The organism is Pseudoxanthomonas sp. X-1 (genome assembly GCF_020042665.1).
GTDB lineage: Bacteria > Pseudomonadota > Gammaproteobacteria > Xanthomonadales > Xanthomonadaceae > Pseudoxanthomonas_A > Pseudoxanthomonas_A spadix_A.
The window spans coordinates 1852457-1874963 of record NZ_CP083376.1 but is presented as its reverse complement, the minus strand read 5'-3'; the positions used below and the strand labels follow the sequence as shown (position 1 = coordinate 1874963).

Annotated in this window: 18 protein-coding genes; 8 read left to right on the top strand and 10 right to left on the bottom strand. The window is 70.3% G+C overall.

Annotated elements, in window-relative coordinates; translation table 11 throughout:
• Positions 1-111: 111 nt before the first annotated feature.
• Positions 112-603, bottom strand: coding sequence for a bacterioferritin (gene bfr, locus LAJ50_RS08350; protein ID WP_130552669.1), 492 nt, complete (start codon positions 601-603; stop codon positions 112-114).
• Positions 604-771: 168 nt separating this feature from the next.
• Between bfr and LAJ50_RS08345 the strand changes: the two genes are divergently transcribed.
• Positions 772-3198, top strand: a complete 2427-nt coding sequence (locus tag LAJ50_RS08345) for a penicillin acylase family protein (protein WP_138651223.1) — start codon at positions 772-774, stop codon at positions 3196-3198.
• A gap of 6 nt (positions 3199-3204) precedes the next feature.
• Here the strand turns inward: LAJ50_RS08345 and LAJ50_RS08340 are convergent, their stop codons facing one another.
• On the bottom strand, positions 3205-3573 hold the full coding sequence (locus tag LAJ50_RS08340) for a response regulator (RefSeq protein WP_130552671.1): 369 nt from the start codon (positions 3571-3573) through the stop codon (positions 3205-3207).
• A 301-nt stretch (positions 3574-3874) separates the two neighbouring features.
• Between LAJ50_RS08340 and LAJ50_RS08335 the strand changes: the two genes are divergently transcribed.
• Positions 3875-4879: a right-handed parallel beta-helix repeat-containing protein gene (locus LAJ50_RS08335; protein ID WP_224096559.1), complete on the top strand. Its 1005-nt coding sequence runs from the start codon at positions 3875-3877 to the stop codon at positions 4877-4879.
• A gap of 196 nt (positions 4880-5075) precedes the next feature.
• On the opposite strand, the gene asnB is transcribed toward LAJ50_RS08335, so the two are convergent.
• From asnB to map, 8 genes are all read right to left on the bottom strand, one after another.
• Entirely contained in the window at positions 5076-6764 is a 1689-nt protein-coding gene (asnB, locus tag LAJ50_RS08330) for an asparagine synthase B (RefSeq protein WP_130552673.1), read from the bottom strand.
• Between the two features lie 392 nt (positions 6765-7156).
• The gene (dapE, locus tag LAJ50_RS08325; protein WP_138651224.1) at positions 7157-8293 is read right to left on the bottom strand and encodes a succinyl-diaminopimelate desuccinylase; all 1137 of its coding nucleotides are present in this window, start codon (positions 8291-8293) and stop codon (positions 7157-7159) included.
• A complete protein-coding gene (locus LAJ50_RS08320; RefSeq protein WP_138651225.1) occupies positions 8290-8652 on the bottom strand; it encodes an arsenate reductase in 363 nt (120 codons plus the stop codon). Before LAJ50_RS08320 ends, dapE begins: the two co-directional genes overlap by 4 nt.
• A gap of 44 nt (positions 8653-8696) precedes the next feature.
• Positions 8697-9695 (bottom strand): glycoside hydrolase family 43 protein, encoded by a 999-nt coding sequence (locus tag LAJ50_RS08315; RefSeq protein ID WP_138651226.1) that lies wholly within the window; start codon positions 9693-9695, stop codon positions 8697-8699.
• 150 nt (positions 9696-9845) lie between these two features.
• The gene (locus tag LAJ50_RS08310; protein WP_138651246.1) at positions 9846-10715 is read right to left on the bottom strand and encodes a hypothetical protein; all 870 of its coding nucleotides are present in this window, start codon (positions 10713-10715) and stop codon (positions 9846-9848) included.
• On the bottom strand, positions 10712-11557 hold the full coding sequence (gene dapD, locus LAJ50_RS08305) for a 2,3,4,5-tetrahydropyridine-2,6-dicarboxylate N-succinyltransferase (RefSeq protein ID WP_130552678.1): 846 nt from the start codon (positions 11555-11557) through the stop codon (positions 10712-10714). Before dapD ends, LAJ50_RS08310 begins: the two co-directional genes overlap by 4 nt.
• 36 nt (positions 11558-11593) lie before the next feature.
• A complete protein-coding gene (glnD, locus tag LAJ50_RS08300; protein WP_171044522.1) occupies positions 11594-14191 on the bottom strand; it encodes a [protein-PII] uridylyltransferase in 2598 nt (865 codons plus the stop codon).
• Between the two features lie 26 nt (positions 14192-14217).
• Entirely contained in the window at positions 14218-14994 is a 777-nt protein-coding gene (map, locus tag LAJ50_RS08295) for a type I methionyl aminopeptidase (protein WP_138651228.1), read from the bottom strand.
• Between the two features lie 331 nt (positions 14995-15325).
• Here map and LAJ50_RS08290 point away from each other — a divergent pair, with 331 nt between their 5' ends.
• The 6 genes from LAJ50_RS08290 to tsf all read left to right on the top strand — a co-directional run bounded on the left by LAJ50_RS08290 (position 15326) and on the right by tsf (position 22298).
• Entirely contained in the window at positions 15326-15850 is a 525-nt protein-coding gene (locus LAJ50_RS08290) for a spore coat U domain-containing protein (RefSeq protein WP_138651229.1), read from the top strand.
• 75 nt (positions 15851-15925) lie between these two features.
• Entirely contained in the window at positions 15926-16615 is a 690-nt protein-coding gene (locus LAJ50_RS08285; protein WP_224096523.1) for a molecular chaperone, read from the top strand.
• Entirely contained in the window at positions 16569-18983 is a 2415-nt protein-coding gene (locus tag LAJ50_RS08280) for a fimbria/pilus outer membrane usher protein (protein ID WP_224096522.1), read from the top strand. The genes LAJ50_RS08285 and LAJ50_RS08280 overlap by 47 nt, the downstream gene beginning before the upstream one ends.
• On the top strand, positions 18980-19999 hold the full coding sequence (locus LAJ50_RS08275) for a spore coat U domain-containing protein (RefSeq protein ID WP_138651231.1): 1020 nt from the start codon (positions 18980-18982) through the stop codon (positions 19997-19999). The genes LAJ50_RS08280 and LAJ50_RS08275 overlap by 4 nt, the downstream gene beginning before the upstream one ends.
• A gap of 503 nt (positions 20000-20502) precedes the next feature.
• Positions 20503-21288, top strand: a complete 786-nt coding sequence (gene rpsB / locus LAJ50_RS08270) for a 30S ribosomal protein S2 (RefSeq protein WP_130552684.1) — start codon at positions 20503-20505, stop codon at positions 21286-21288.
• 131 nt (positions 21289-21419) lie between these two features.
• Positions 21420-22298: a translation elongation factor Ts gene (gene tsf / locus LAJ50_RS08265; RefSeq protein ID WP_130552685.1), complete on the top strand. Its 879-nt coding sequence runs from the start codon at positions 21420-21422 to the stop codon at positions 22296-22298.
• Positions 22299-22507 lie beyond the last annotated feature (209 nt).

Sequence of the window (22507 nt, the reverse complement as noted above, 5' to 3'; positions counted from 1 at the left end):
CCGCGGCGCGCGCCGCACGATCGACGCAAATGAAGACGCCGGGCACTGCCCGGCGTCTTGCGTTGCGGCCTTGGGGGCCTCTCACGCCCAGGCAGGCCCTGGGCGCGGCGTTCAGTGCTGCGCGGTCGCGCTGCCGTCGCCGATCTTGGAGGTCTGGTACAGCTCCAGGCCGATGCGCTTGATCAGGCCCAGCTGCTGCTCCAGCCACCAGGCGTGGTCTTCCTCGGTATCGCGCAGCTGCGCCAGCAGCATGTCGCGGCTGACGTAGTCGCCCTTCTCCTCGCACAGCTTCATGCCGGCGGCCAGGTCGGCGCGCACCTTGTACTCGGTCTGCAGGTCGGCCTCCAGCATCTCCACCACGGTCTTGCCCGGGGTGAACGGATGCGGGCGCATGTCCGGGTCGCCTTCCAGGAACAGGATGCGGCGCAGGATCGCGTCGGCGTGCTCGGTCTCCTCCTGCATCTCATGGCCGATGCGCTCGTATAGCCGCTGCAGGCCCTGGTCCTCGTAGCGGCGCGAATGCAGGAAGTACTGATCGCGGGCGGCGAGCTCGCCGCGCAGCAGGTCGATCAGGCAGGCGATGACCTCGGGATGGCCTTTCATGACGGAACCTCGTGACTGGAACGGCCGCCATGGTCGCGCATCGGCGCGGACGATGTTTTAAACGGAATCACTTTCACTCGCAGCCCGCGCCGGTGCCGTCCCGGCTTCACACAATCCGGGCATGCTGTACGCGGGCCAGCCTCCCCCTGCTGGCCGGAACCGCCCCAAATGATCCGCTGGCTGCGTCGTGTCCTGCTGTCCCTGCTGGTGCTGTGCCTGCTGCTGGCGCTGAGCGCGTGGCTGCTGCTGCGCGGCAGCCTGGCCACGCTGGACGGACAGCGCCAGATCGCCGGGCTGTCGGGCCCGGTGAGCATCAGCCGAGATGCGCTGGGCACGGTGACCATCGAGGCCGGCGACCCCGTGGATGCGGCGCGTGCGCTCGGCTACGTCCACGCGCAGGAGCGCTATTTCGAGATGGACCTGATGCGCCGGACCTCGGCCGGCGAGCTGGCCGCGCTGTTCGGCGCCCGCGCCCTGCCGCTGGACCGGCGCCATCGCCTGCACCGCATGCGCGCCCGCGCCGAGGCCGGGCTGGACGCCTTCGCCGGCGACCGTCGCGCCGAACTGGACGCCTACACCGCCGGGGTCAACGCCGGCCTGGCCGCGCTGCGCGTGCGGCCCTGGCCCTACCTGCTGCTGCGCCAGCGGCCGCAGCCCTGGACGGCGGCCGATGCCGTGCTCACCGGCGATGCGATGTATTTCGACCTGCAGGACGCCGACGACGCCCGCGCCCTGTCGCTGTGGAAGCTGCAGCAGCGGCTGCCGCCGGCGCTGTTCGCCCTGCTCGGCCATGACGGCAGCGTCTGGGACGCGCCGCTGCTGGGCCCGTCGCGGGGCGATGCGCGGCTGCCCGGCGCCGATGCCGTGGACCTGCGCACCTTGCCGACGCGCGCGACCGCAGCGCCTGCCGACGAGGCGCTGGCCCCGGGCAGCAACAACTTCGCCGTCGCCGCCGCCCACACCGCCGATGGCCGCGCCATCGTCGCCGACGACATGCACCTGGCCCTGCGCGCGCCCAACCTCTGGTTCCGCGTGCGCCTGCGCTACGCCGACCCGCGCGCCCCGGGCGGGCGCGTGGATGTGACCGGCTTCAGCCTGCCCGGCCTGCCGGCGGTCATCGTCGGCAGCAACACCCACGTCGCCTGGGGCTTCACCAACGCCTACGCCGACACGGCCGACCTGTTCCGCATCGCGCCCTGCGCGGCCACGCCGGCGCCGGGCTGCGCGCCGGTGCGCGTCCAGCGCGAGACGATCGCCGTGGCCGGCGACGCGGCACAGACGCTGGAGGTGCGCGAAAGCGCCTATGGTCCGCTGATCGAGGACCTGCCCGGCGGCCAGGCGCTGGCGCTGCGCTGGACCGCGCACCTGCCGGGCGCGCTCAATCTGGGCCTGGACGATTTCGCCCGCGCCCGCGACCTGGACGACGCCCTGGGCATGGCCGCGCACATCGCCGTCCCGGCGCAGAACCTGCTGATCGCCGATGCCAACGGCCGCATCGCCTGGCGCCTGCTCGGTCCGCTGCCGCAACGCACGGCCGGCTGCGAGGCCGGCGCGCGCGTGCTGCCCAGTGCCTCGGCGCCCTTCGATGCGCAGGAGCGACCCGCCGCGCCCTGCCCGGCCTGGCGAATTTCCACGCAGTTGGTGGCGCCGCTGAGCGATCCGGCCGACGGCCGGCTGTGGACCGCCAACAACCGCCTCGTCGATGGCCCGCTGCTGGCCACCCTGGGCGACGGCGGTTACGCACTCGGCGCCCGCGCGCTGCAGATCCGCGAGGACCTGCAGCGGCTCGAGCGCACCGACGAACACGGCCTGCTGGCCGTGCAGCTGGACGATCGCGCGATCTTCCTGCAGCGCTGGTGGGCGCTACTGCAGCACGAGGCGCGCGAGGCGCCCGCTTCGTCCGCGGTGGCCGCGCTGGCCAAGGCGGCCGGTCACTTGAACAGCCGGGCGAGCGTGGATTCGGTCAGCTTCCGCATCGTGCGGCGCTGGCGGCTGGCGGTGCAGGACCGCATCGCCCAGGGCCTGGTGGCGCCGGCCGGGATCGCGATCGACAAGCCGGCCTCGCTGTTCCCGCAGCTCGAAGGCGTGACCTGGCCACTGCTGCAGCAGCGGCCCGTCCACCTGCTGCCGCGCCGGTTCGCCTGCGCGACCGGTCCGCGCGGGCCGGCGTGCGACGACGGCGCCGGCTGGTCACGCCTGCTGGAGGACGCCGCCGAGGAAACCCGTCGCGAACTCGCCGCATCCGGCCCCCTGCGCAAGCGCACCTGGGGCGAGCAGAACACCGCGGCCATCTGCCATCCGCTGGCGTCCGCGCTGCCCGCGCGGTTCAGGTCCTGGCTGTGCATGCCGCCGGACCCGCTGCCCGGCGCCGGCGACATGCCGCGCGTGCAGGCGCCCGCGTTCGGCGCATCCGAGCGCATGGTGGTCTCGCCGGGCCACGAGGGCGATGGTCTGGTGCACATGCCCGGCGGGCAGAGCGGCCATCCGCTGTCGCCGTTCTGGGGCGCGGGCCATGCCGACTGGGTCCACGGCCGGCCCACCCCCTTCCTGCCGGGTCCCGCGCGGCACACGTTGCGCCTGGTTCCGGCGCGATGAGCGCGCTCAGTGCAGGCTGGCTTCCTCGTTCAGCGCGGCCATCAGGCCGCTGAACTGGTAGGGCTTGGGCAGGAAGCGCACGCCGCGCGGCATCTGCGGCAGGCTGGCCTGCGGATAGCCCGAGGTCAGCACCACCGCGATCTGCGGGTACTCGCGCGCCACCATTTCCACCAGCTGCACGCCGGACATGCCCAGCGGCATCAGCACGTCGCTCATCACCACATCGAAGCGTCCGTCGCGGATCAGCACGTCCAGCGCCTCGCCGGCGCTGCCGGCGGTCACCACGTCCACTTCGTACAGCGACAGCCCGTCCTGCACCACACGCAGCAGTTCGGCGTTGTCGTCCACCATCAGCACTCGCAGGCGCCTGCCCATCCGGTCGAGCCCTCTTTGGGTTGCATGCGGCGCACGCCGCATCGTGGCTGTCGGGGCGGATCATGGCGAGGCCGATGCCAAGACCGCGTGTGCATGTCGTGCACGTCATGCATACGCAAAACCGGGACGCGACAGGCCGCCAGCGCACACGCCGCCTCGACCATGCTGACCGTCGCGACAGCCTGGTGAAGCGCCGCCTGCCGGACGTTCAGCGGCGATGCTTAGGCTCTGGGGGTCGATCCCTTTGCCTTCTCCCCCCATGAAGACCCGATGTTCGACTCCGTTGCGCGTTGCCGCGGCGCTGCTGCTGGGCGCCATCGCCCTGCCGGCGCTGGCCGACCAGGCCGATGCCTGCACCGCACGCGCCAAGCCCGGCGACGACCTACAGCAGGCCATCGATCGCCTGCCCGCGGGCGATGCGCCGGTGACGCTGTGCCTGGCCGCCGGCGAGTATCCGCTCAAGGGCCTGGTCTCGATCCAGCGCGACCGCCTCACCCTGCGCGGCGCGGGCCCGACCACGGTCCTGCGCATGGCGCCGGACGTGCAGCAGCCGCTGCTGGTCGTGGGCGACTACCTGCAGCAGGTGCCGCGCCGCGCGATCACCGGCGTCACCATCGCCGACATGCGCCTGATCGGCGCCAAGGGCGTCGAACACGAGTTCATGCCCGAACACCCCTACCTGAGCAACAGCGCGGTGGTGGTGCGCAACGGCCATGACGTGCGCCTGTCCGGCCTGCAGGCCAGCCAGTGCCGCAGCGCCTGCCTGCTGACCGAGCGGGGCAGCCGCTACATCACCCTGGACCACAACGATGTCTCCGGCGCGGTGTGGGATGGCGTGTCGTTCAACAGCACCTCCAGGGTGACCATGACCGACAACCGCGTGCACGACAACGTGGCCGCCGGCATCACCGCCGAGGAACTACGCGACAGCCAGATCCGCGACAACGTGCTGTCGAACAACGGCAGTCAGGGCGCCTATCTGTCCAATTCCTCGGGCAACCTGTTCGCTGGCAACACCTTCAGCGGCAACCATGGCGCAGGCGTGTTCCTGACCTGCGCCATCCGCTTCCGCAACGCCGATGGCAGCACCCAGTGCTGGGACAACAGCGTCAGCCAGGACAACGTCTTCGACGCCAACCACTTCGACAAGGACCCGTTCACCTACACCATCGGCGTGGACAAGTCGGCCAACTGCACCAGCGCGACCTTCAAGCCCAACATCTGGAAGGCCAGCAACCAGGCCAACGCCTCGGGCGTGGACATGGATCCGCAGCGCTACGGCTACTGCGTGCGGCACGAGCCGTAGGCGCGTCGTATCGCCGAAGCGGCCACCGCCTTCTCGGCACAAACCCACCACCCGTCATCCCCGCGAACGCGGGATCCAGGGACTTTCCTGCAGGTCCGGCGACGTGCATGGGTTCCCGCTTTCGCGGGAACCACGGTTTGTCGGACCACCTCAACTGCGGCCGAAGACCAACCGCATGCGGCTCAACCGGCCGACCTCACAGCGCCTGCGCATGCACCCCCGCAATCGCGCGGCCGGACGGGTCGGCGGCCGCGGCGAAGCTCGCATCCCAGGCGATCGCCGCCGGCGAGGAGCACGCGATCGACTTGCCACCGGGCACGGTCTCGGCCGCCGCGGTGGACGGGAAGGCCTGCTCGAACAGCGTGCGGTAGTAGTAGGCCTCCTTGGTCTGCGGCGGATTCACCGGGAAGCGCTTGTCGGCCGCGGCCAGCTCGCGGTCGGTGACCTGGGCCTCGGCGTGCGCCTTGAGGCCGTCGATCCAGCCATAGCCCACGCCGTCGCTGAACTGCTCCTTCTGCCGCCACAGGATCGAATCGGGCAGGTAGCCCGCGAACGCCTCGCGCAGCACCGCCTTCTCGATGCGCTTCTTGCCGTCCGCGCCGACCGTGATCATCTTGTGCGCGGCATCCATGCGCATGGCCACGTCCATGAATTCGCGATCCAGGAACGGCACGCGCGGCTCCACGCCCCAGGCCATCATCGACTTGTTGGCGCGCAGGCAGTCGTAGTTGTACAGCGCGTCCAGCTTGCGGATCAGCTCCTCGTGGAACTCGCGCGCGTTGGGCGCCTTGTGGAAGTACAGATAGCCGCCGAAGATCTCGTCGCTGCCCTCGCCCGACAGCACCATCTTCACCCCCATCGCCTTGATTCGCCGCGCCAGCAGGAACATCGGCGTGGACGCGCGGATGGTGGTGACGTCGTAGGTCTCGATGTGGCGGATCACCTCGGGCAGCGCGTCCAGGCCCTCCTCGAAGGTGTATTCGAAGCCGTGGTGCACCGTGCCCAGCGATTCGGCCGCGACCTTGGCCGCGGCCAGGTCGGGCGAACCGCTCAGGCCGATGGCGAAGGAATGCAGGCGCGGCCACCACGCCTCGGTCCGGTCGCCGTCCTCGATGCGGTGGCGGGCATAGCGCGCGGCCACCGCGGCCACCAGCGAGGAATCCAGGCCGCCGGAGAGCAGCACGCCGTAGGGCACGTCGGTCATCAGCTGGCGATGCACGGCGCGCTCGAACGCCTCGCGCAGCTCGGTCGGCGTGACCTCCACGCCCTCCACCGCAGCGTAGTCGCGCCAGGGGCGCTTGTAGTACTGCTTCAGCTCGCCGGTGGCGCTGTCATACCAGTGGCCCGGCGGGAACTGCGCCACATCGGCGCACTGCTCGGACAGCGACTTCATCTCCGAGGCCACGCGCAGGCGGCCCTGGCTGTCGTGGCCCCAGTACAGCGGGCACACGCCGATGGTGTCGCGGGCGATGATCGCCCGGCCGGCGGCGCGGTCCCACAGCGCGAAGGCGAAGATGCCGTTGAGGCGGTTGAGGAAGGATTCGACGTCGTCCTCGCGGTACAAGGCGTTGATGACCTCGCAGTCCGAGCCGGTCTGGAAGGCGTAGGGCTGCTGGAGCTCGGCCTTGAGTTCGCGGTGGTTGTAGATCTCGCCGTTGACCGCCAGCGCCAGCTCGCCGTCCTCGCTCAGCAGCGGCTGCGAGCCGCCGGCCGGATCGACGATGGCCAGGCGCTCGTGCACCAGGATCGCGCCGTCGTCGACGTAGACGCCGCTCCAGTCCGGGCCGCGATGGCGCTGGCGCTGCGAGCACTCCAGCGCTTGCCGGCGCAGCGCGCCCAGATCATCGCCGGGTTGCAGACCGAAGATGCCGAAGATCGAACACATGGGATAACTCCTGAAGAACGTGACGTGGGGTAAGTGGCGCTGGTAATTGGACCCCGGCCACGGATGGCAGGGCTTTATCGCGGGGGAGCTGCACACGCATAAAAAAACCCGCATCGGCCGATGCGGGTTTTCTGGTTCCTTAGGCGTTCGTCGCTGTTGCTTTGCCTAGTCGCAGACCCGCATCGGTCGCGCACGATTATTCGCGCGCAGATTGCGGTTGTTGTTGTTCGCGACGTTGGCCAGGACGGACGGCATGGGGCGACGTTAACCCGGCTTCCGCGCGCGGCGCAACCCTTTCAACGGCAACGAAACCCCGTCTGACGGGCGCCCGTGGGGGGCCCGATCCGTCGCCCACAACGCCCGGCTCGCCCGGCGGCCAGCCCGGCGCCTGGCTAGTCCTGCGCGTCCAGCAGCCGCTCGACCAGCGCCAGGTACAGCGCAGGCAGCCGTTCCAGGTCGGCCACGCGCACGTGCTCGTCGATCTGATGGATGGTGGCGTTGACCGGACCGACCTCGATGCACTGCGCGCCCAGCGGCGCGATGAAGCGCGCGTCCGAGGTGCCGCCGCCCGTGCTTTCCTCCGGCGCCGCCCCGGCGAACTCACCCAGCACCTCGCGTGCGATCCGACGCAAGCGCCCTTCGGGCGTGTAGAACGGCTCGCCGCTGCGGTGCCACTTCAGCGTGTACTCCAGGCCGTGGCGGTCCAGCAGCGCGGTGATCTCGGCCTCCAGCCCGGGCGCATCCCAGTGCGGGGTGTAGCGCAGGTTGAACTGCACCTGCAGCTCGCCGGGGATCACGTTGCTGGCGCCGGTGCCGGCGTGCAGATTGGAGACCTGCAGGCTGGTCGGCGGGAAGCTCTCGTAGCCATCGTCCCAGTGCCGCGCGGTCAGCTCGGCCAGCGCGGCGGCGGCCTGGTGGATGGGATTGCGCGCCTTGTGCGGATAGGCGACATGGCCCTGCACGCCCTTCACCACCAGCGTGCCGGTCAGGCTGCCGCGACGGCCCACGCGCAGCAGGTCGCCCAGGGTCTCGGTCGAGGACGGCTCGCCGGTGATGCACCAGTCGATGCGCTGCCCACGCTCGGCGAACACCCGGGCGACATGGCGCACGCCGTCGATGGCGTCGCCCTCCTCGTCGCTGGTCACCAGCACGGCCAGCGTGCCGGCATGGTCCGGGTACGCGGCCACGTATTGCTCGGCGGCGACCACGAACGCGGCCACGCTGCCCTTCATGTCGGCGGTGCCCCGGCCGTACAGATTGCCTTCGCGCACCTGCGGGGCGAACGGATCGCTGGTCCAAGCCTCCGGCGGGCCCGGCGGTACCACGTCGGTATGGCCCAGCAGCACCAGCACCGGCGCGCCGCTGCCGTGGGTGGCCCACAGGTTGTCGACCGCACCGAAGCGCAGGTGCTCGCAGGCGAAGCCGGCCGCCTGCAGCCGCGCGGCGATCAGGGCCTGGCAGCCGGCGTCCTCGGGCGTGACCGAGGCGCGCCCGACCAGTTCGCAGGTCAGGTCGAGGACTTCGCTCACTTGCCGATCCCGAAGCGCGCCTTGAAGCCGTTGTCGGAGAAGCCCTGGCTCAGCGTGCCATCGTCGGTGATCACCACCGGCCGCCGGATCAGCTGCGGGTGCTCGCGCAGCAGCAGCTTCCATTCGGCCTCGCTGCCGGGCGACTTGCGGCTGTCCGGCAGCTGCCGCCAGGTGGTCGAGGACTTGTTGACCAGCGCGTCGAAGCCGCCGGCCTTGCCCGCCCATTCCACCAGCGTCTCGGGCGAAGGCTTGTGGTCGCGATAGTCGACGAAGGTGTAGGCCACCCCGAAGCGGTCCAGCCACTTGCTGGCCTTCTTGCAGGTGTCGCAGTTCTTCAGTCCGTAGAGCGTGGTGGTCATGCTGGCGTGTCTCACAAGTCCGTGGGGCTTGCGAGGACGCCGCGTCAGCGCAGCGGATGCGGCGCGACGCCCTCGTTGGTCATCTTCACCGGCAGGATATGGCCCTGGGCATCGAAGACCATGCGGTCGATGGCGACCTGACGATGGTTGCCATCGTGGTCGCCCAGCGGATGACGATGGTAGACGATGTACCAGGTGTCGTCCTGGCCGCGGAAGATGGAATTGTGGCCCGCGCCGGTGCCGATCTTCGGATCCTGCTGCAGGATCTTGCCGATGCGCTTGAACGGCCCCAGCGGCGAATCGCCGATGGCATAGGCCACCGCGTAGTCCGGCCCGGTCCAGCCACCCTCGGACCACAGGAAGTAGTACTTGCCGTCGCGCTTGAACATCAGCGGCCCTTCGACGTACTCCGGCGCCGGGGTGATCTCCTTGAACACCGTGCCGTCGTCCATCGGCCGCACGCCGGTGAAGTCGTCCTTCAGGCGGACGATGTTGGCGTGCTTCCAGCCGCCGTAGATCATGTACCAGGTGCCGTCGTCGTCCTTGAACACGAACTGGTCGATCGGCTGGGCGCCGTTGTGGAACTCACCGATGAGCGGCTTGCCGATCAGGTCGCGGTACGGGCCCGCTGGCGCGTCGGCCACCGCCACGCCGATGCCGCCGACTTCGGCATCGCTTTTGATGTCGTTGGCGGCGAAGAAGAAGTAATAGCGCCCGCGGTTCTCCACCACGGCCGGCGCCCACATCGCCTCGCGCGCCCAGGACACCGCATCCTTCTTCAGCACCCCTGGATGCCGCGTCCAGGTCACCAGGTCGGGCGAGGAAAACGCATCGAAGGAGGTCTGCTGCGCATACGGCAGCGAACTGGTCGGGTAGATCCAGTAGGTCCCGTCGAAGACCGCCGCCTCGGGATCCGCGTACCAGCCCGGGAAGATGGGATTGCCGGCCCGCGCCTTAGCGCCCGGCTCCGCGGCCCAGGCCCCAAACACGCAGGCGACCATCGCCACGCCCAGCGCCGCCACCTTCCAGCCCCGACTCCGCATGCCCCGCTCCCGCCGCGATAGAACAGCCGAGTCTAGGCGCGACTGGATCGATCCAAAACAAGACCAAAGTCAAACGCGCACCGGCGCCCGGACAGGCCTGGCGTTATCCTTCAGCAGCCTCACAGCGAGGCAAAGCCCGGCCGCGCGGGCTCAAAGCAGGCGTTCGGACACCACGCGGAACGCCACGCGCGGCAGCCGAAACGCCAGCCCCTCCTCCAGCCTGACGCCCAGGTCCTGCAGCCGCGGGCACGCCAGCGTGCCGGTCAGCCGCAGCGGTTGCAGCGAAGCCGGATCCACCGGCAGCACGATGCGGGTCCTGGCCCAGCGCCCGTCGCAGGTGCGGGCGATCGCCTCGTCCTGGCAGGTGAGAAACCGCAGCAGCGCCTCGCGCGTGCCGAACGCCGGCTGCCACGGGGCATCGTCCCAGTGATCGGCGGGCCGCCATTGCATCCGCAACGCCGGGGCGCTGCCCTGCCCCGGATCGATCCGTGTGCTGCCGCCGCCATCGGCCTGCAGCGCATGGACGAAGCGGGCGGCCAGGTGCGGCTGCATGGCATCACTCCAGGCGCGCGCACCGGCGACGTAGGCGATGTGGTCCATCGTGTTGCGATCGAACAGCACCACCGGCGTCGCCGCCGGGTCGCCTTCGCGGCGCAGGTACCAGCGCCAGTTGCTCTGCAGCGGCGAGGGCAGCAGCGTGCGCAGCGGTCCGGCCAGCGCGGGCCCGAAATGGCCGTGGCGATAGCTGAGGATGGTGTAAGGCGTGCGCCCCTGATGGACGACATAGGCGTGCCCGGGCGGCGCCGGTGGCGCGGCGCGCACATCGATCCACCAGCTCAGGTAGATCACCTCGCGCACGTCGCTGACCAGCGCCGGCAGCGGCCAGCGGCGCGTCAGCGCACGCCGCCAGCCGGTCCAAGCCGGCGCGTGCAGGAGACGCGGCAGCGCGCGCCCGTACCAGGCGGCGGACGGGTGCCGGTATGCCGCGGCCTGCGCCAGGTCAGGCGCCGCGGCGTTCAGTCCGCCAGTCCGCGCAGCAGGTCGTTGACGCTGGTCTTGGCGCGGGTCTTCTCGTCGACCTGCTTGACGATCACCGCCGCGTACAGCGAGTGCGTGCCGTCCTTGGCCGGCAGCGCACCGGAGACCACCACGCTGCCCGGCGGCACGTAGCCGTAGCTCACCTCGCCGGTGGCGCGGTTGTAGATGCGGGTGGACTGGCTGAGGAACACGCCCATGCCGATCACGCTGTGGTGGCCGACCACCACGCCTTCGACCACCTCGGCACGGGCGCCGATGAAGCAGTGGTCCTCGATGATGGTCGGCGAGGCCTGCAGCGGCTCGAGCACGCCGCCGATGCCGGCGCCGCCGGACAGATGGCAGTGCCTGCCGATCTGCGCGCAGGAGCCCACCGTGGCCCAGGTATCCACCATCGTGCCCTCGCCCACGTAGGCGCCGATGTTGGTGAAGCTGGGCATCAGCACCACGTCCTTGCCGAAGTAGGTGCCGCGCCGCGCCACCGCGCCGGGCACCACGCGCACGCCGCCGGCCTTGAACTGCGCCGCGTCGTAGCCGGCGAAGCGCGCCTCGACCTTGTCCCAGAACGGCGCCGGCTCGGCCTCGATCACGCGCATGTCGTTGACGCGGAAGTACAGCAGCACCGCCTTCTTCAGCCACTCGTTGACCTGCCAGCCGCCCTCGGCCAGCGGCTGCGCCACGCGCAGGGCGCCGGATTCCAGGCCGTCGATGGCCGCGTAGACGGCCGGGCGCACCTGAGCCTGGATCTCGTCGGCGGTGAGTTCGGCGCGGCGCGCGAACGCGTCTTCCAGGGTGGACTTGAGGGTTTCGAGATCGACTGCGGACATGGGGCGTGGGGTTCCTGCAAACAGGGGGAGAAAGGATCAGGCGGCCGCTTCCAGGCAGGCGGCCAGGGCCCGGCGCAGCGATTCGCACTCGTCGCCGGTCAACGGCTGGTCGCCCTCGTCACTGAGCTGGAACAGGTCCTCGGCGCGCTCGCCGAAGGTGGCGATGCGCGCATCGTGCACGCGCAGGTGCTGGCCGCGCAGCACCTGCGCGACCTGGGCCAGCAGGCCAGGCCGGTCGGGCGCGACCAGGTCCAGCACGGTGTAGCGGCCATCGCGCGTGGCGCCGAACTCCAGGCGCGGCGGGAAGCGGAAATGGCGCAGCTGCCGCGGCACGGTGCGCCGGGCCGCGCGCACCTGGTCCAACGGGCCGGCCAGGGCGCCGCGCAGCGCGTCGGCCAGGTGTTCCGGATCGTCGCTGGCGTAGGTATCGGCCGGCAGCACTTCGAAGGTGTCGAACACCGTGCCGTGCGGCCCGACCAGCACGCGCGCCTGGTGGATGGCGAAGCCCTGCTTGTCCAGCGTGACCAGGATCGCGGCGAACAGGCCGTCGCGATCGGGCGAGTGGACGAACACCTCCATCGCCCGCGCGTTGTCGTCGATCAGGCGCACCTGTACCAGCGTCTGGCCGTGGCGCACGTCCACCAGCGCCGCCGCCTGCCAGGCCAGCTGCTCGGGGCGGAAGCGCATGAAGCTCTCATCGGGCATCTCGGCGAACTGGCGCGCGATGGTGTCGGCGTCGAAGCCCTGGGCCAGCAGCAGCGCGCGCGTGGCCTCGCGCCCCTCGTCCACGCGCTGGCTGACGGCCATCGGCTGTTCCAGGCCCTCGCGCAGGACGCGGCGCGTGGCGAAGTACAGGTCGGCCAGCAGCCGGTCCTTCCACGCGTTCCACAGCTTGGGGCTGGTGCCGGCGATGTCGGCGCAGGTCAGCAGGTACAGGTAGTCCAGGTGCTCGCGGTCGCCCACCAGCGTGGCGAAGCGGTGGATCACCTCCGGATCGGCGATGTCCTGCTTCTGCGCGGTCACCGACATGCGCAGGTGCTGCTCGACCAGCCAGGCCACCAGCGCGGTGTCGGCGGCGCTGAGTCCGTGCGCCTGGCAGAACGCGAGCGCGTCGGTCGAGCCCAGCTCGGAATGATCACCGCCGCGGCCCTTGGCGATGTCGTGGAACAGCCCCGCCAGCAGCAGCAGCTCGGGCTTGCGCAGGCGCGGCCAGACCTCGTGGGCGATGGAGAAACGCTCGTCGGCGCGGCCATTGGCGAACGCGGCCAGGTTGCGCAGCACCATCAGCGTGTGCTGATCGACCGTATACACATGGAACAGGTCGAACTGCATGCGCCCGGACACCTGGGCGAAGGCCGGCAGCCACTGCCCCAGCACGCCCAGCCGGGCCATGCGCGCCAGCGTGTCGACCGCGCGCGGGCCGCGCATCAACGCCATGAACCGCGCGCGCTGCTCGGCGCTGGCCTGCCCGTAGGGCGGCAACGTGGGCAGCGCCTTGGCCAGCGCGCGGGCGGTCTGCGAATGCAGGCCACGGATCTGCGGCTGCGCGGCCCAGGCCGCGAACAGCGCGAAGACCGCGCCGACATCGGCCGGCCAGTGCGGATCGCGCGCGGCCAGGTAATTGCGGTGCAGCTCGAAGTCCGCGTCCAGCACCTGCGGCGTGCCCTCGCCTTCGAACTGTTCCTCGAAGCGCTGCAGCAGGCGATCGCCGATCCGCCGCACGATCGCCGCGCTGCGGTAGAAGGCCTGCATCATCTGCTCCACGCCCAGGCTGCCGGGCGCGTCCTGGTAGCCCAGGCGCGTGGCCAGCGTCTTCTGGTAGTCGAAGCGCAGGCGCTCCTCGGGCCGGCCGGCGACCAAGTGCAGCCCATAGCGCAGCCGGCCCAGGACGCGGCGCTCGCGCGCCAGGGCGGCGGCCTCGTCGGGGCCCAGCTGGTCCATGCCGACCAGCGCTTCCAGGTCGCGCACGCCGAAGGTGCGCAGCGCCATCCAGCCCAGCGTGTGCAGATCGCGCAGGCCGCCCGGGCCGTCCTTGATGTCCGGCTCCAGGTTGTCCGAGGTGTCGCCGAAGCGCGCATGGCGCCGCGCCATCTCCTCGCGCTTGACCTCGAAGAACTCGCGCGGCGGCCACACCTGCCGCGGCGAGACCGCCTCGGCCAGGGCCTTGCGCGCGACCTCGTCGGCGAGCAGCGGGCGCGCCTCGATCAGCGCGGTGGCCACGGTCTGGTCCTGCGCCGCCTCGCTGCACTGCGCCGGCGATCGCACCGCGTGGCTGAGCTTCAGCCCGGTGTCCCAGACCAGCGCCAGGCAGCGGGCGAGCGCGTCGTGGTGCTGCTGCTGGGCCTCCGGTTCGCCCAGGATCAGGACGTCCACATCCGACTGCGGGAACAGTTCGCCGCGTCCGTAGCCGCCGACCGCGAACAGCGACAGCCCGCTGTCGGCCGGCAGGCAGCGCCGCCAGGCCTCGCGCAGCAGGTGGTCGACCGCGCGCGCGCGCAGCGCCAGCACATGATCGATGCGGTCAAGATCCTCGTAGCGGCGCGCCAGCTTCTCGTCGGTGGCCGCCAGCGCGGCACGCGCCTGCTGCGACCAGGCGCCGTCGCCGGATGGATCGGCCGGCGCCGACGCGCGCACGCCCCCGCTGGCGACCGGCGGCGCGGTCACAGGTCGTTGTCGTCGCCCGGCAGGCGGGTGAGGATCTCCACGCCGTCCTCCGTCACCGCCACGGTGTGCTCCCACTGCGCCGAGAGCTTGCGGTCCTTGGTCACCACGGTCCAGCCATCCGGCAGGGTCTTGGTGTAGCGCGTGCCCTCGTTGATCATCGGCTCGATGGTGAAGGTCATGCCGGGCTTGAGCACCACGCCATCGCCGGGGCGACCGTAGTGCAGCACCTGCGGCTCGTCGTGGTAGACCTGCCCGATGCCATGGCCGCAGTACTCGCGCACCACGCTGAAGCGCTCGGCTTCGGCGTACTGCTGGATGGCGTGGCCCACATCGCCCAGCGTCGCGCCCGGCTTGACCGCGCGGATGCCGCGGAACATCGCCTCGCGGGTGGTCTCGACCAGGCGCCTGGCCATCACCGACGGGGTGCCGACGTAGTACATGCGGCTGGTGTCGCCGTGCCAGCCATCCTTGATGACGGTTACGTCGATGTTGACGATGTCGCCGTCCTTGAGGACCTTGCCCTCGCTGGGAATGCCGTGGCAGATCACGTTGTTGACCGAGGTGCACACCGTGGCCGGGAAGCCGCGATAGCCGACATTGGCCGGGATCGCGCCCTGCACGTGGACGATGTGATCGTGGCAGATGCGGTCCAGTTCGGCGGTGGTCACGCCCGGCTTCACGTGCGGGGTGACCACCTGCAGCACTTCGGCGGCCAGGCGGCCGGCCACGCGCATCTTCTCCAGGTCGGCGGCGGATTTCAGTTGGATGCTCATGTCGCCATTATCGCCGATTGCGCCCCCATCTGAACGGCCAGGTCACGTACTGCGGGGATGCGGCGCCCTGCCGCGGTGAGGCGAAGCCCTCGTCCACCCGGCGCTCAAGCACCCGCGGCCGTGCGTGCCCGGGTCGAGGGATGCGCTGCCGCCAGGCGCGCGCGCCCGTTAGCAGCGGGCCACAATCGGAAATTACCATGACGCAAGTCTCAGATTTGCATGAATATTTCCTTGTATCCAGCGCGGGGCAGCACTGTTCTTAAGTCAATTCTTCAACCCTGAGCCGGCGACGGTGCCGGTGATTGAGGTCCCAAGGACCGGGAGAGACGCCATGCGCCATCTGCTTTCCAATGCCCTCGCTGTCGCTCTGCTGGCCGCCTGCGGCATCGCCCACGCGGCCGACACCACGACGTTCAACGTCAAGCTGGTGGTGACCAAGTCCTGCACCATCACCGCCGCCGCCGCGACCGACGTGGACTTCGGCACCCAGGCCTCCACGGTGGCCGCCAACGTGGACAACACCGGCAGCCTGACCGTCCGCTGCACCCCGCTGACCCCGTACGCCATCGCGCTCAACGCCGGCTCCAACGCCGCCACGGCCGGGGATGTGACCACGCGCCGGATGAAGCACACCGACGCCACCGTCACCACCAACAACTACGTGGGCTACCAGCTCTACTCCGACCTGACCCGCACTACCGTGTGGGGCGCCACGACCGGCACCAACACGCTGGCCGGCACCGGCCTGGGCATCAACCAGGTGTATCCGGTCTACGGCCGGATCAACAACCTGGCGGCCAACAACCCCGCCACCGGTTCGTATCAGGACACCGTGACCGCCACGATCATCTACTGAAGGAGCGATATGGGGAAACCCCAGGATGCGCGTGCAACACATCGGATAGGGCTAATCAGATGGACCTGGATAGCGTTGATCATCACGCTGGGCAACACGGCCTTTGCCACGAGTCTGCAGGTTTCTCCCACCTCGATCACCCTGACCCCGGCACGCAATGCCGATGCGCTGTGGCTGAGCAACACCGGGGCCGAGCCGGTCCATGTCCAGCTGCGCGTGTTCCGCTGGACCCAGTCCGGCGGCGCTGAGTCGCTGGAGTCCACCCAGGAGGTGATCGCCAGCCCGCCGATGCAGACCATCGCCCCGGGCGCACGACAGCTGGTCCGGCTGATCCGCCCGGACCGCTCGCCCGTCGCCGGTCAGGCGAGCTACCGCGTGCTCGTCGACGAGTTGCCCAGCGGCAATGCGCGGCAGGGGCTGCAGCTGGTGCTGCGCTACTCGGTGCCGGTGTTCGTGCAGCCGAGCGATGCGGCGCCGAAGCCGACCCTGGCCGCCACCCTGGTCACCGCCGCCGATGGCGCCAGCGCGCTGGAGGTGCGCAACACCGGCACCGGCCACGCGCAGCTGGCCGACCTGGTCATGGCCCGGGAGACCGGGCCGGACACCGTGCTGCTGCCGGGCCTGGTGGGCTACGTGCTGCCGGGTCAGGCGATGCGCTGGACGCTCCCCGGCGCGGCCAGCCGCTACGCCGGCGCGCATTTCAAAGCCAGGATCAACGGTGAAGCAGAGAAGCGCCCGCTGCCGCTCGCGCCGCCCTCCCGCTGAACGCTGGTGTCCCGCGCTGGCGCGGGCAGCGCTGCTGACCGCCCTGATCGCCCCGCCGGTCGCGGCCTTCGACCTTGCTTCACCGCCCGCTGCACCGATGGCCGATCCGCGCTACGACCAGGTCCTGTACCTGCAGGTGAGCCTCAACCAGAGCGACACCGGCCAGATCGAGCGCTTCGAGCTGCGCCGCGGGCGCCTGCATGGGTCCGTGCAGACCCTGCGCACGATCGGCTTCCGACTGGACGGCCGCGCCCCCGAGGAGATGCTCGACCTGGACGCGCTGCCCGACGTCGCGGTGCGCTACGAGCCCGACGTCCAACGCCTGTTCTTCGACGCGCCGCTGTCCGCGCTGAAGCTGGACACCACCGTGCTCGCGCCCGAGCAGGAAGCCGCCCCGCAGGCCTCCTCCTCGCCGGGGGCGCTGCTCAACTACGACCTGTATGCCAATCGCACTGCCGACCAGACCAATCTGGCCGCCACCGTCGAACTGCGCGCCTTCGGCGTCGGCGAGGGCGTGCTCAGCACCACCTCCGTCATGCGCCTCTACGAGGGCCAGGGCACCCACGGCTGGCGGATCGAGCCGACACGCCTGGACACCCACTGGCAGCTGGACCTGCCGGACCGGGCATTGACCCTGCGGCTGGGAGACTTCTACAGCGACGCCCTGGACTGGACGCGCTCCATCCGCATGGCCGGCGTCCAGCTCGGGCGCAACTACGGCCTGCAGCCGTATCGCGTGACCACGCCCTTGCCGGCCTTCCTCGGCGACGCCGCGGTGCCCTCGCAGGTGGAGCTGTATGTCGATGGCCTGCGCCAGTACAGCGGCCAGGTCGCCGCCGGGCCGTTCCAGCTCTCCACCCTGCCCGGCATCAACGGCAGCGGCAGCGCGCAGGTAGTGGTCACCGATGCCTTCGGCCAGGTGCGCACGCTGGATTTCTCCTTCTACGGCACCCAGGAACTGCTGGCCAAGGGCCTGTCCGAAGGCGGCGTGGGGGTGGGCGTGCTGCGCGAGGACTATGGCCTGCGCTCGTTCCGCTACGGCAACACGCTGGTGGGCACCGGGACATTCCGCTACGGCGTCAGCGATGGCTTCACCGTGGAGGGCCACGCCGAGCACGGCGGCAACGTCAGCAACGCCGGCGCGGGCGGACTGTGGCAGCTGGGCGGCGCCGGAGTGCTCTCGGCCTCCTACGCGCGCAGCCGCCGGGGCGATGAGGAAGGCAGCCAGACCGCCATCGAGCACACCTGGAACAACCGCACCTTCAACCTGGCCATCGGCACCCAGCGCACGCATGGCCGGTATCGCGATATCGGCAGCCTGCAGGGCAGCATCCCGGTCAGCGCCAGCGACCACGCGATCTTCGGCGTCTCCCTGCCCCGCTTCGGTTCGCTCAGCGCCAGCTACGTGCGGCTGCGCAACGAAGACCAACCCAGCCTGCGCTACGCAGGCCTGTTCTGGTCGCAGACCTTCGGCGATGACTGGTCGGCCAACCTGTCGGTCAACCAGAACCTGGACGACGCCTCCGACCGCAGCCTCTACCTGTCGGCCTCGCTGGCGCTGGACGGGCTGCGCCGGGCCTCGGTCTCGACCCAGCGCAACGGCAACCTCAACACGCACGTGGTCGAGGCGTCCAAGGCCGTGCCCGGCGATGGCGGCCCCAACGGGCTGGGCTGGCGCGTGCAGGCGCGCAGCGGGACCGGCGGCACCGGCGGTCTGGCCGAGCTGGGCTGGCAGAACGACGTCGGCCGCTACGGCCTGGGCGCGGCCAGCCAGGGCGGCACCACTTACGGCTATGCCAGCGCCAGTGGCAGCCTGGCCTGGCTGGGCGGCGGCGTGCTGGCCGCGCGTTCGGTCGACAACGCCTTCGGCGTGGTCTCCACGGGGCGGCCGAACATCCCGGTACGGCTGGAGAACCGCCTGATCGGCCAGACCAACGACGACGGCCTGCTGCTGGTCACCCCGCTGCAACCCTGGCAGCGCAACCGGGTATCGATCGACACCCTCGACCTGCCCGCCGACCTGCGCGTGGACGAGGTGGAACGCGTGGTCACCCCGCGCGCGGGCGCCGGCCTGAAGGTGCCCTTCGCCATCGCCAAGGTCCGCGCCGCCACGCTGGTCCTGCACGATCCGGCCGGCAGGCCGCTCGCGGTGGGCACGACGGTGACACCGGCCGGCGCAGAGGAGCCGGTCGCCATCGTCGGTCATGACGGCGAGACCTACCTGGACAACCTGCAGCTCAAGAACCGTCTGCGGCTCGATACCGAATCGGGCGCCTGCGTGGTGAGTTTCGATTATCCAGACGACGGCGCGCCTGCCCGGATCCCACGCATCGGTCCGCTGACCTGCGCCCCGGAGACCCGCCAATGAGCCGATGTCTGCCGTGCTGCCTGCTGCTGGCCCTGCTGGCGCTCTGGGCGTGGTCGCCGCGCGCACGCGCGGCGACCGTGTGTACCGCCACGACGCCGACGGTGCTGGCGTTCGGCAACGCCGCGACCACGCAGCCCACCGATACCGCCACCTCGTTCGTCGTCACCTGCAACACCGCCGCGCTGGCTGTGCTGAGCAACACCAAGGTGCGGCTGTGCGTGGGCCTGGGCCCGGGCAGCGTCGACACCTCGCTGTCCCCGCGCCGGCTGCGCAACGCCGACGGCGACACGCTCAACTACCAGCTCTATCTGGATCCGGCCCGAAGCCAGATCTGGGGCGCGCTGGGCAATGCGGTCAACACGGTGCTGGTGCTGGACTTCGACTACGCGGTTCCGGTCCTGGTCGGCGGCTCGCAGGCGCAGACCGTGACCATCTACGGTCGCATTCCGGCCAACCAGGCGCTGGCGGCCGGCAGCTATGGCAGCACCTTCGCCGGCGCCAGCACGGTGCTCACCTATGCGGCCAACACGCCCCTGCTGGGCGCGGCGGCGAGCTATCCCGCCGCCTGCAACATCGGCGGCGCGACGACGACCAACGACGCCTTCCCGTTCGTCGTGTCCGCCAACGTGCCGGGGCAGTGCTACGCCTACAGCGCCAGCGATCTGGACTTCGGCAGCGTCTCGGGCTTCATCGCCGGCAACATCGACCAGACCTCCGCCATCGGCCTGACCTGCACGCGGCGCACGGCCTGGCAGCTGGGACTGGACAATGGCGGCAACGCCCTGCTCGGCCAGCGGCGCATGCGCCTGGGCACGACCGCCCAGTACGTCGCCTACGACCTGTACCTCGATCCCGCGCGCAGCCAGCGCTGGGGCAACAGCCTGAACAGCGACACCCTGCAGGGCACCGGGACGGGCGCCGCCCAGACCACCACCGTCTACGGCCGGGTACCGTCCGGGCAGACCGCGGCCGCCGGAAGCTACAGCGACACCATCACCGTGACCATCACCTACTGACGCGCAGGGTCAGACCTGAGCCGCGGCCGGGAACGCCCCCGATCCGTCCGAGCCGCGCGCGCACGGCCGCGAGGCCCGCCACGTGGCCATTTCACAGGCGGCGCTGGAGTTGGCATGCGCCCTGCATGGCTCCGGCGGACAGGGCAACCCGCCCCGTCCACCTTCCGCCGGAACATTCCCCCATGCGCCTGTCCTCCTCCCGCCGTCTGCTGCTGCTCGTCATCCTGATCACCGCCTGCCCGCTGCTCGCCTGACCCGCGATGGCGCGGTTTGCGCCACGCCGCCCACGCCGGCTATAATCCTCCGGCTCTGCGAGGCCCCTGGCCCTGCGGACACCGCCCACGCCGGGCGTCACCGGCGAATACACACCTGCTGCCACAGCCCGTGCCGGGGTGCCTTCGTTGAAGGTTCGGCCACGGACGCCGCAGGGAGGCCCAACCCCGGAACCATCAGTGCCGCATCCCAAGCGCGCGGCCGGTTCCATTGCCTTGGAGTTTTTCACGATGTCCCAGATCACCATGCGCCAGATGCTGGAAGCCGGCGTGCACTTCGGTCACCAGACCCGCTACTGGAACCCGAAGATGGCCCCGTACATTTTCGGCGCCCGCGGCAAGATCCACATCATCAACCTGGAAAAGACCCTGCCGCTGTTCGTCGACGCGATGAACTTCATCAGCGCCATCGCCCAGAAGCGCGGCACCATCCTGTTCGTCGGCACCAAGCGTTCGGCCCGCGAAGCCATCAAGGAAGAGGCCGAGCGTTGCGGCATGCCGTACATGACCCAGCGCTGGCTGGGAGGCTCGCTGACCAACTTCGCCACCGTGAAGAAGTCGGTCGCCCGCCTGAAGGAACTGGAAGCGGCCGAGACCGACGGCACCTTCGAGAAGCTGGTCAAGCACGAAGTGCTGGGCCTGCGCCGCGAGCGCGACAAGCTGCAGGCTTCGCTGGGCGGCATCAAGGAGATGAACCGTCTGCCCGACGCCCTGTTCGTCATCGACATCGGCCATGAGGACATCGCCATCAAGGAAGCCAAGAAGCTCGGCATCCCGGTGGTCGCCGTGGTCGACTCGAACTACGACCCGGCCCTGGTCGACTACGCCATCCCGGGCAACGACGACGCCATCCGCGCCGTGCAGCTGTACGCCCGCGCCGCCGCCGACGCCGTGCTGGAAGGCAAGGCCGCTTCCCCGAACTCGGCCACCGTGCGCGAGGAAGAGTTCAGCGAAGGCAACGCCGCCGAGGCCAAGCCGGCCCGTCGTGGCCGCAAGAGCGACGAAGCCGCCGCCTAAGGCGTCACGGCCGTGCAACGCCGGCGCGCCACTGTGCGCCGGCTCAGGGCGGCGGAGCCAAGGCTCCGCCGCTGTCGCTTCAAGGATCGGCGCCTGCGCCGTCCACCCCATTCCCAACTGAGGTCATCACCGTGGAAATCACTGCTTCCCTGGTCAAGGAACTGCGCGAGCGCACCGGCGCCGGCATGATGGAGTGCAAGAAGGCGCTCACCGAGAACGAAGGCAACATCGACACCGCCGCCGAGTGGCTGCGCAAGTCCGGCCTGGCCAAGGCCGACAAGAAGGCCGACCGCGTCACCGCCGAAGGCCGCATCGCCGCGGCGCAGGACGGCGGCAAGGCCGTGCTGGTGGAGATCAACTCCGAGACCGACTTCGTCGCCAAGGACAGCAACTTCGTCGCCTTCACTGACGCCGTCGCCCAGGCCGCCCTGGCCTCCGGCGCCGCCGACGTGGATGCGCTGAAGTCGGCCAAGCTGCCGTCCGGCGAGACCGTCGAGGAAGCCCGCGCCGCCGCCATCGCCAAGCTCGGCGAGAACATGCAGATCCGTCGCTTGGTCGCCGTCGACAGCGCCAACAACGTGGCCGCCTACGTCCACGGCGGCAAGATCGGCGTGCTGGTCGAGGTCAAGGGCGGCGACGCCGACCTGGCCCGTGGCCTGGCCATGCACGTGGCCGCGATGAACCCGCCGTACAACAAGGCCGCTGACGTGCCGGCCGACTTCGTCGCCAAGGAAAAGGAAATCGAACTGGCCAAGATGTCCGAGAAGGACAAGTCCAAGCCGGCCGAGATCCTGGAAAAGATCATCAGCGGCAAGATCAACAAGATCGTCAGCGAAGTGACCCTGTACGGCCAGCCCTACGTGCTGGACACCAACCAGACCGTCGAGCAGGTCCTCAAGGCCGCCGGCGCCGAGGTGGTCGGCTTCAAGCGTCTGGCCGTGGGCGAAGGCATCGAGAAGGTGGTGGAAGACTACGCCGCCGAAGTGATGAAGCAGGCCGGCCTGGCCTGATCGCCACGCGCTCCCAAGCAACACACGAAAGGCCGCGGATACCGCGGCCTTTCGCTTTCCAGCGCCCATGGGAGCCGCCCTGGCGGCGATGGAGGCGTTCCCGGTAAAGCCTCATGGCCGCCATGGCGGCTCCCACCAAGCAGGCTCCCACAGCCAAGCGCTCGACAGGCGGAACGCCTACTGTGCAAGCACTGCCTGCGCTGCGCTCC

What these genes read in the sequence shown, in the direction of transcription:
- rpsB (WP_130552684.1), top strand. Translation starts at nt 20,503, where the DNA reads ATGTCCCAGATCACCATGCGCCAGATGCTGGAAGCCGGCGTGCACTTC.
- LAJ50_RS08320 (WP_138651225.1), bottom strand. Translation starts at nt 8,652, where the DNA reads ATGACCACCACGCTCTACGGACTGAAGAACTGCGACACCTGCAAGAAG.
- LAJ50_RS08340 (WP_130552671.1), bottom strand. Translation starts at nt 3,573, where the DNA reads ATGGGCAGGCGCCTGCGAGTGCTGATGGTGGACGACAACGCCGAACTG.
- LAJ50_RS08345 (WP_138651223.1), top strand. Translation starts at nt 772, where the DNA reads ATGATCCGCTGGCTGCGTCGTGTCCTGCTGTCCCTGCTGGTGCTGTGC.
- bfr (WP_130552669.1), bottom strand. Translation starts at nt 603, where the DNA reads ATGAAAGGCCATCCCGAGGTCATCGCCTGCCTGATCGACCTGCTGCGC.
- asnB (WP_130552673.1), bottom strand. Translation starts at nt 6,764, where the DNA reads ATGTGTTCGATCTTCGGCATCTTCGGTCTGCAACCCGGCGATGATCTG.
- LAJ50_RS08290 (WP_138651229.1), top strand. Translation starts at nt 15,326, where the DNA reads ATGCGCCATCTGCTTTCCAATGCCCTCGCTGTCGCTCTGCTGGCCGCC.
- dapD (WP_130552678.1), bottom strand. Translation starts at nt 11,557, where the DNA reads ATGTCCGCAGTCGATCTCGAAACCCTCAAGTCCACCCTGGAAGACGCG.
- LAJ50_RS08275 (WP_138651231.1), top strand. Translation starts at nt 18,980, where the DNA reads ATGAGCCGATGTCTGCCGTGCTGCCTGCTGCTGGCCCTGCTGGCGCTC.
- LAJ50_RS08315 (WP_138651226.1), bottom strand. Translation starts at nt 9,695, where the DNA reads ATGCGGAGTCGGGGCTGGAAGGTGGCGGCGCTGGGCGTGGCGATGGTC.
- map (WP_138651228.1), bottom strand. Translation starts at nt 14,994, where the DNA reads ATGAGCATCCAACTGAAATCCGCCGCCGACCTGGAGAAGATGCGCGTG.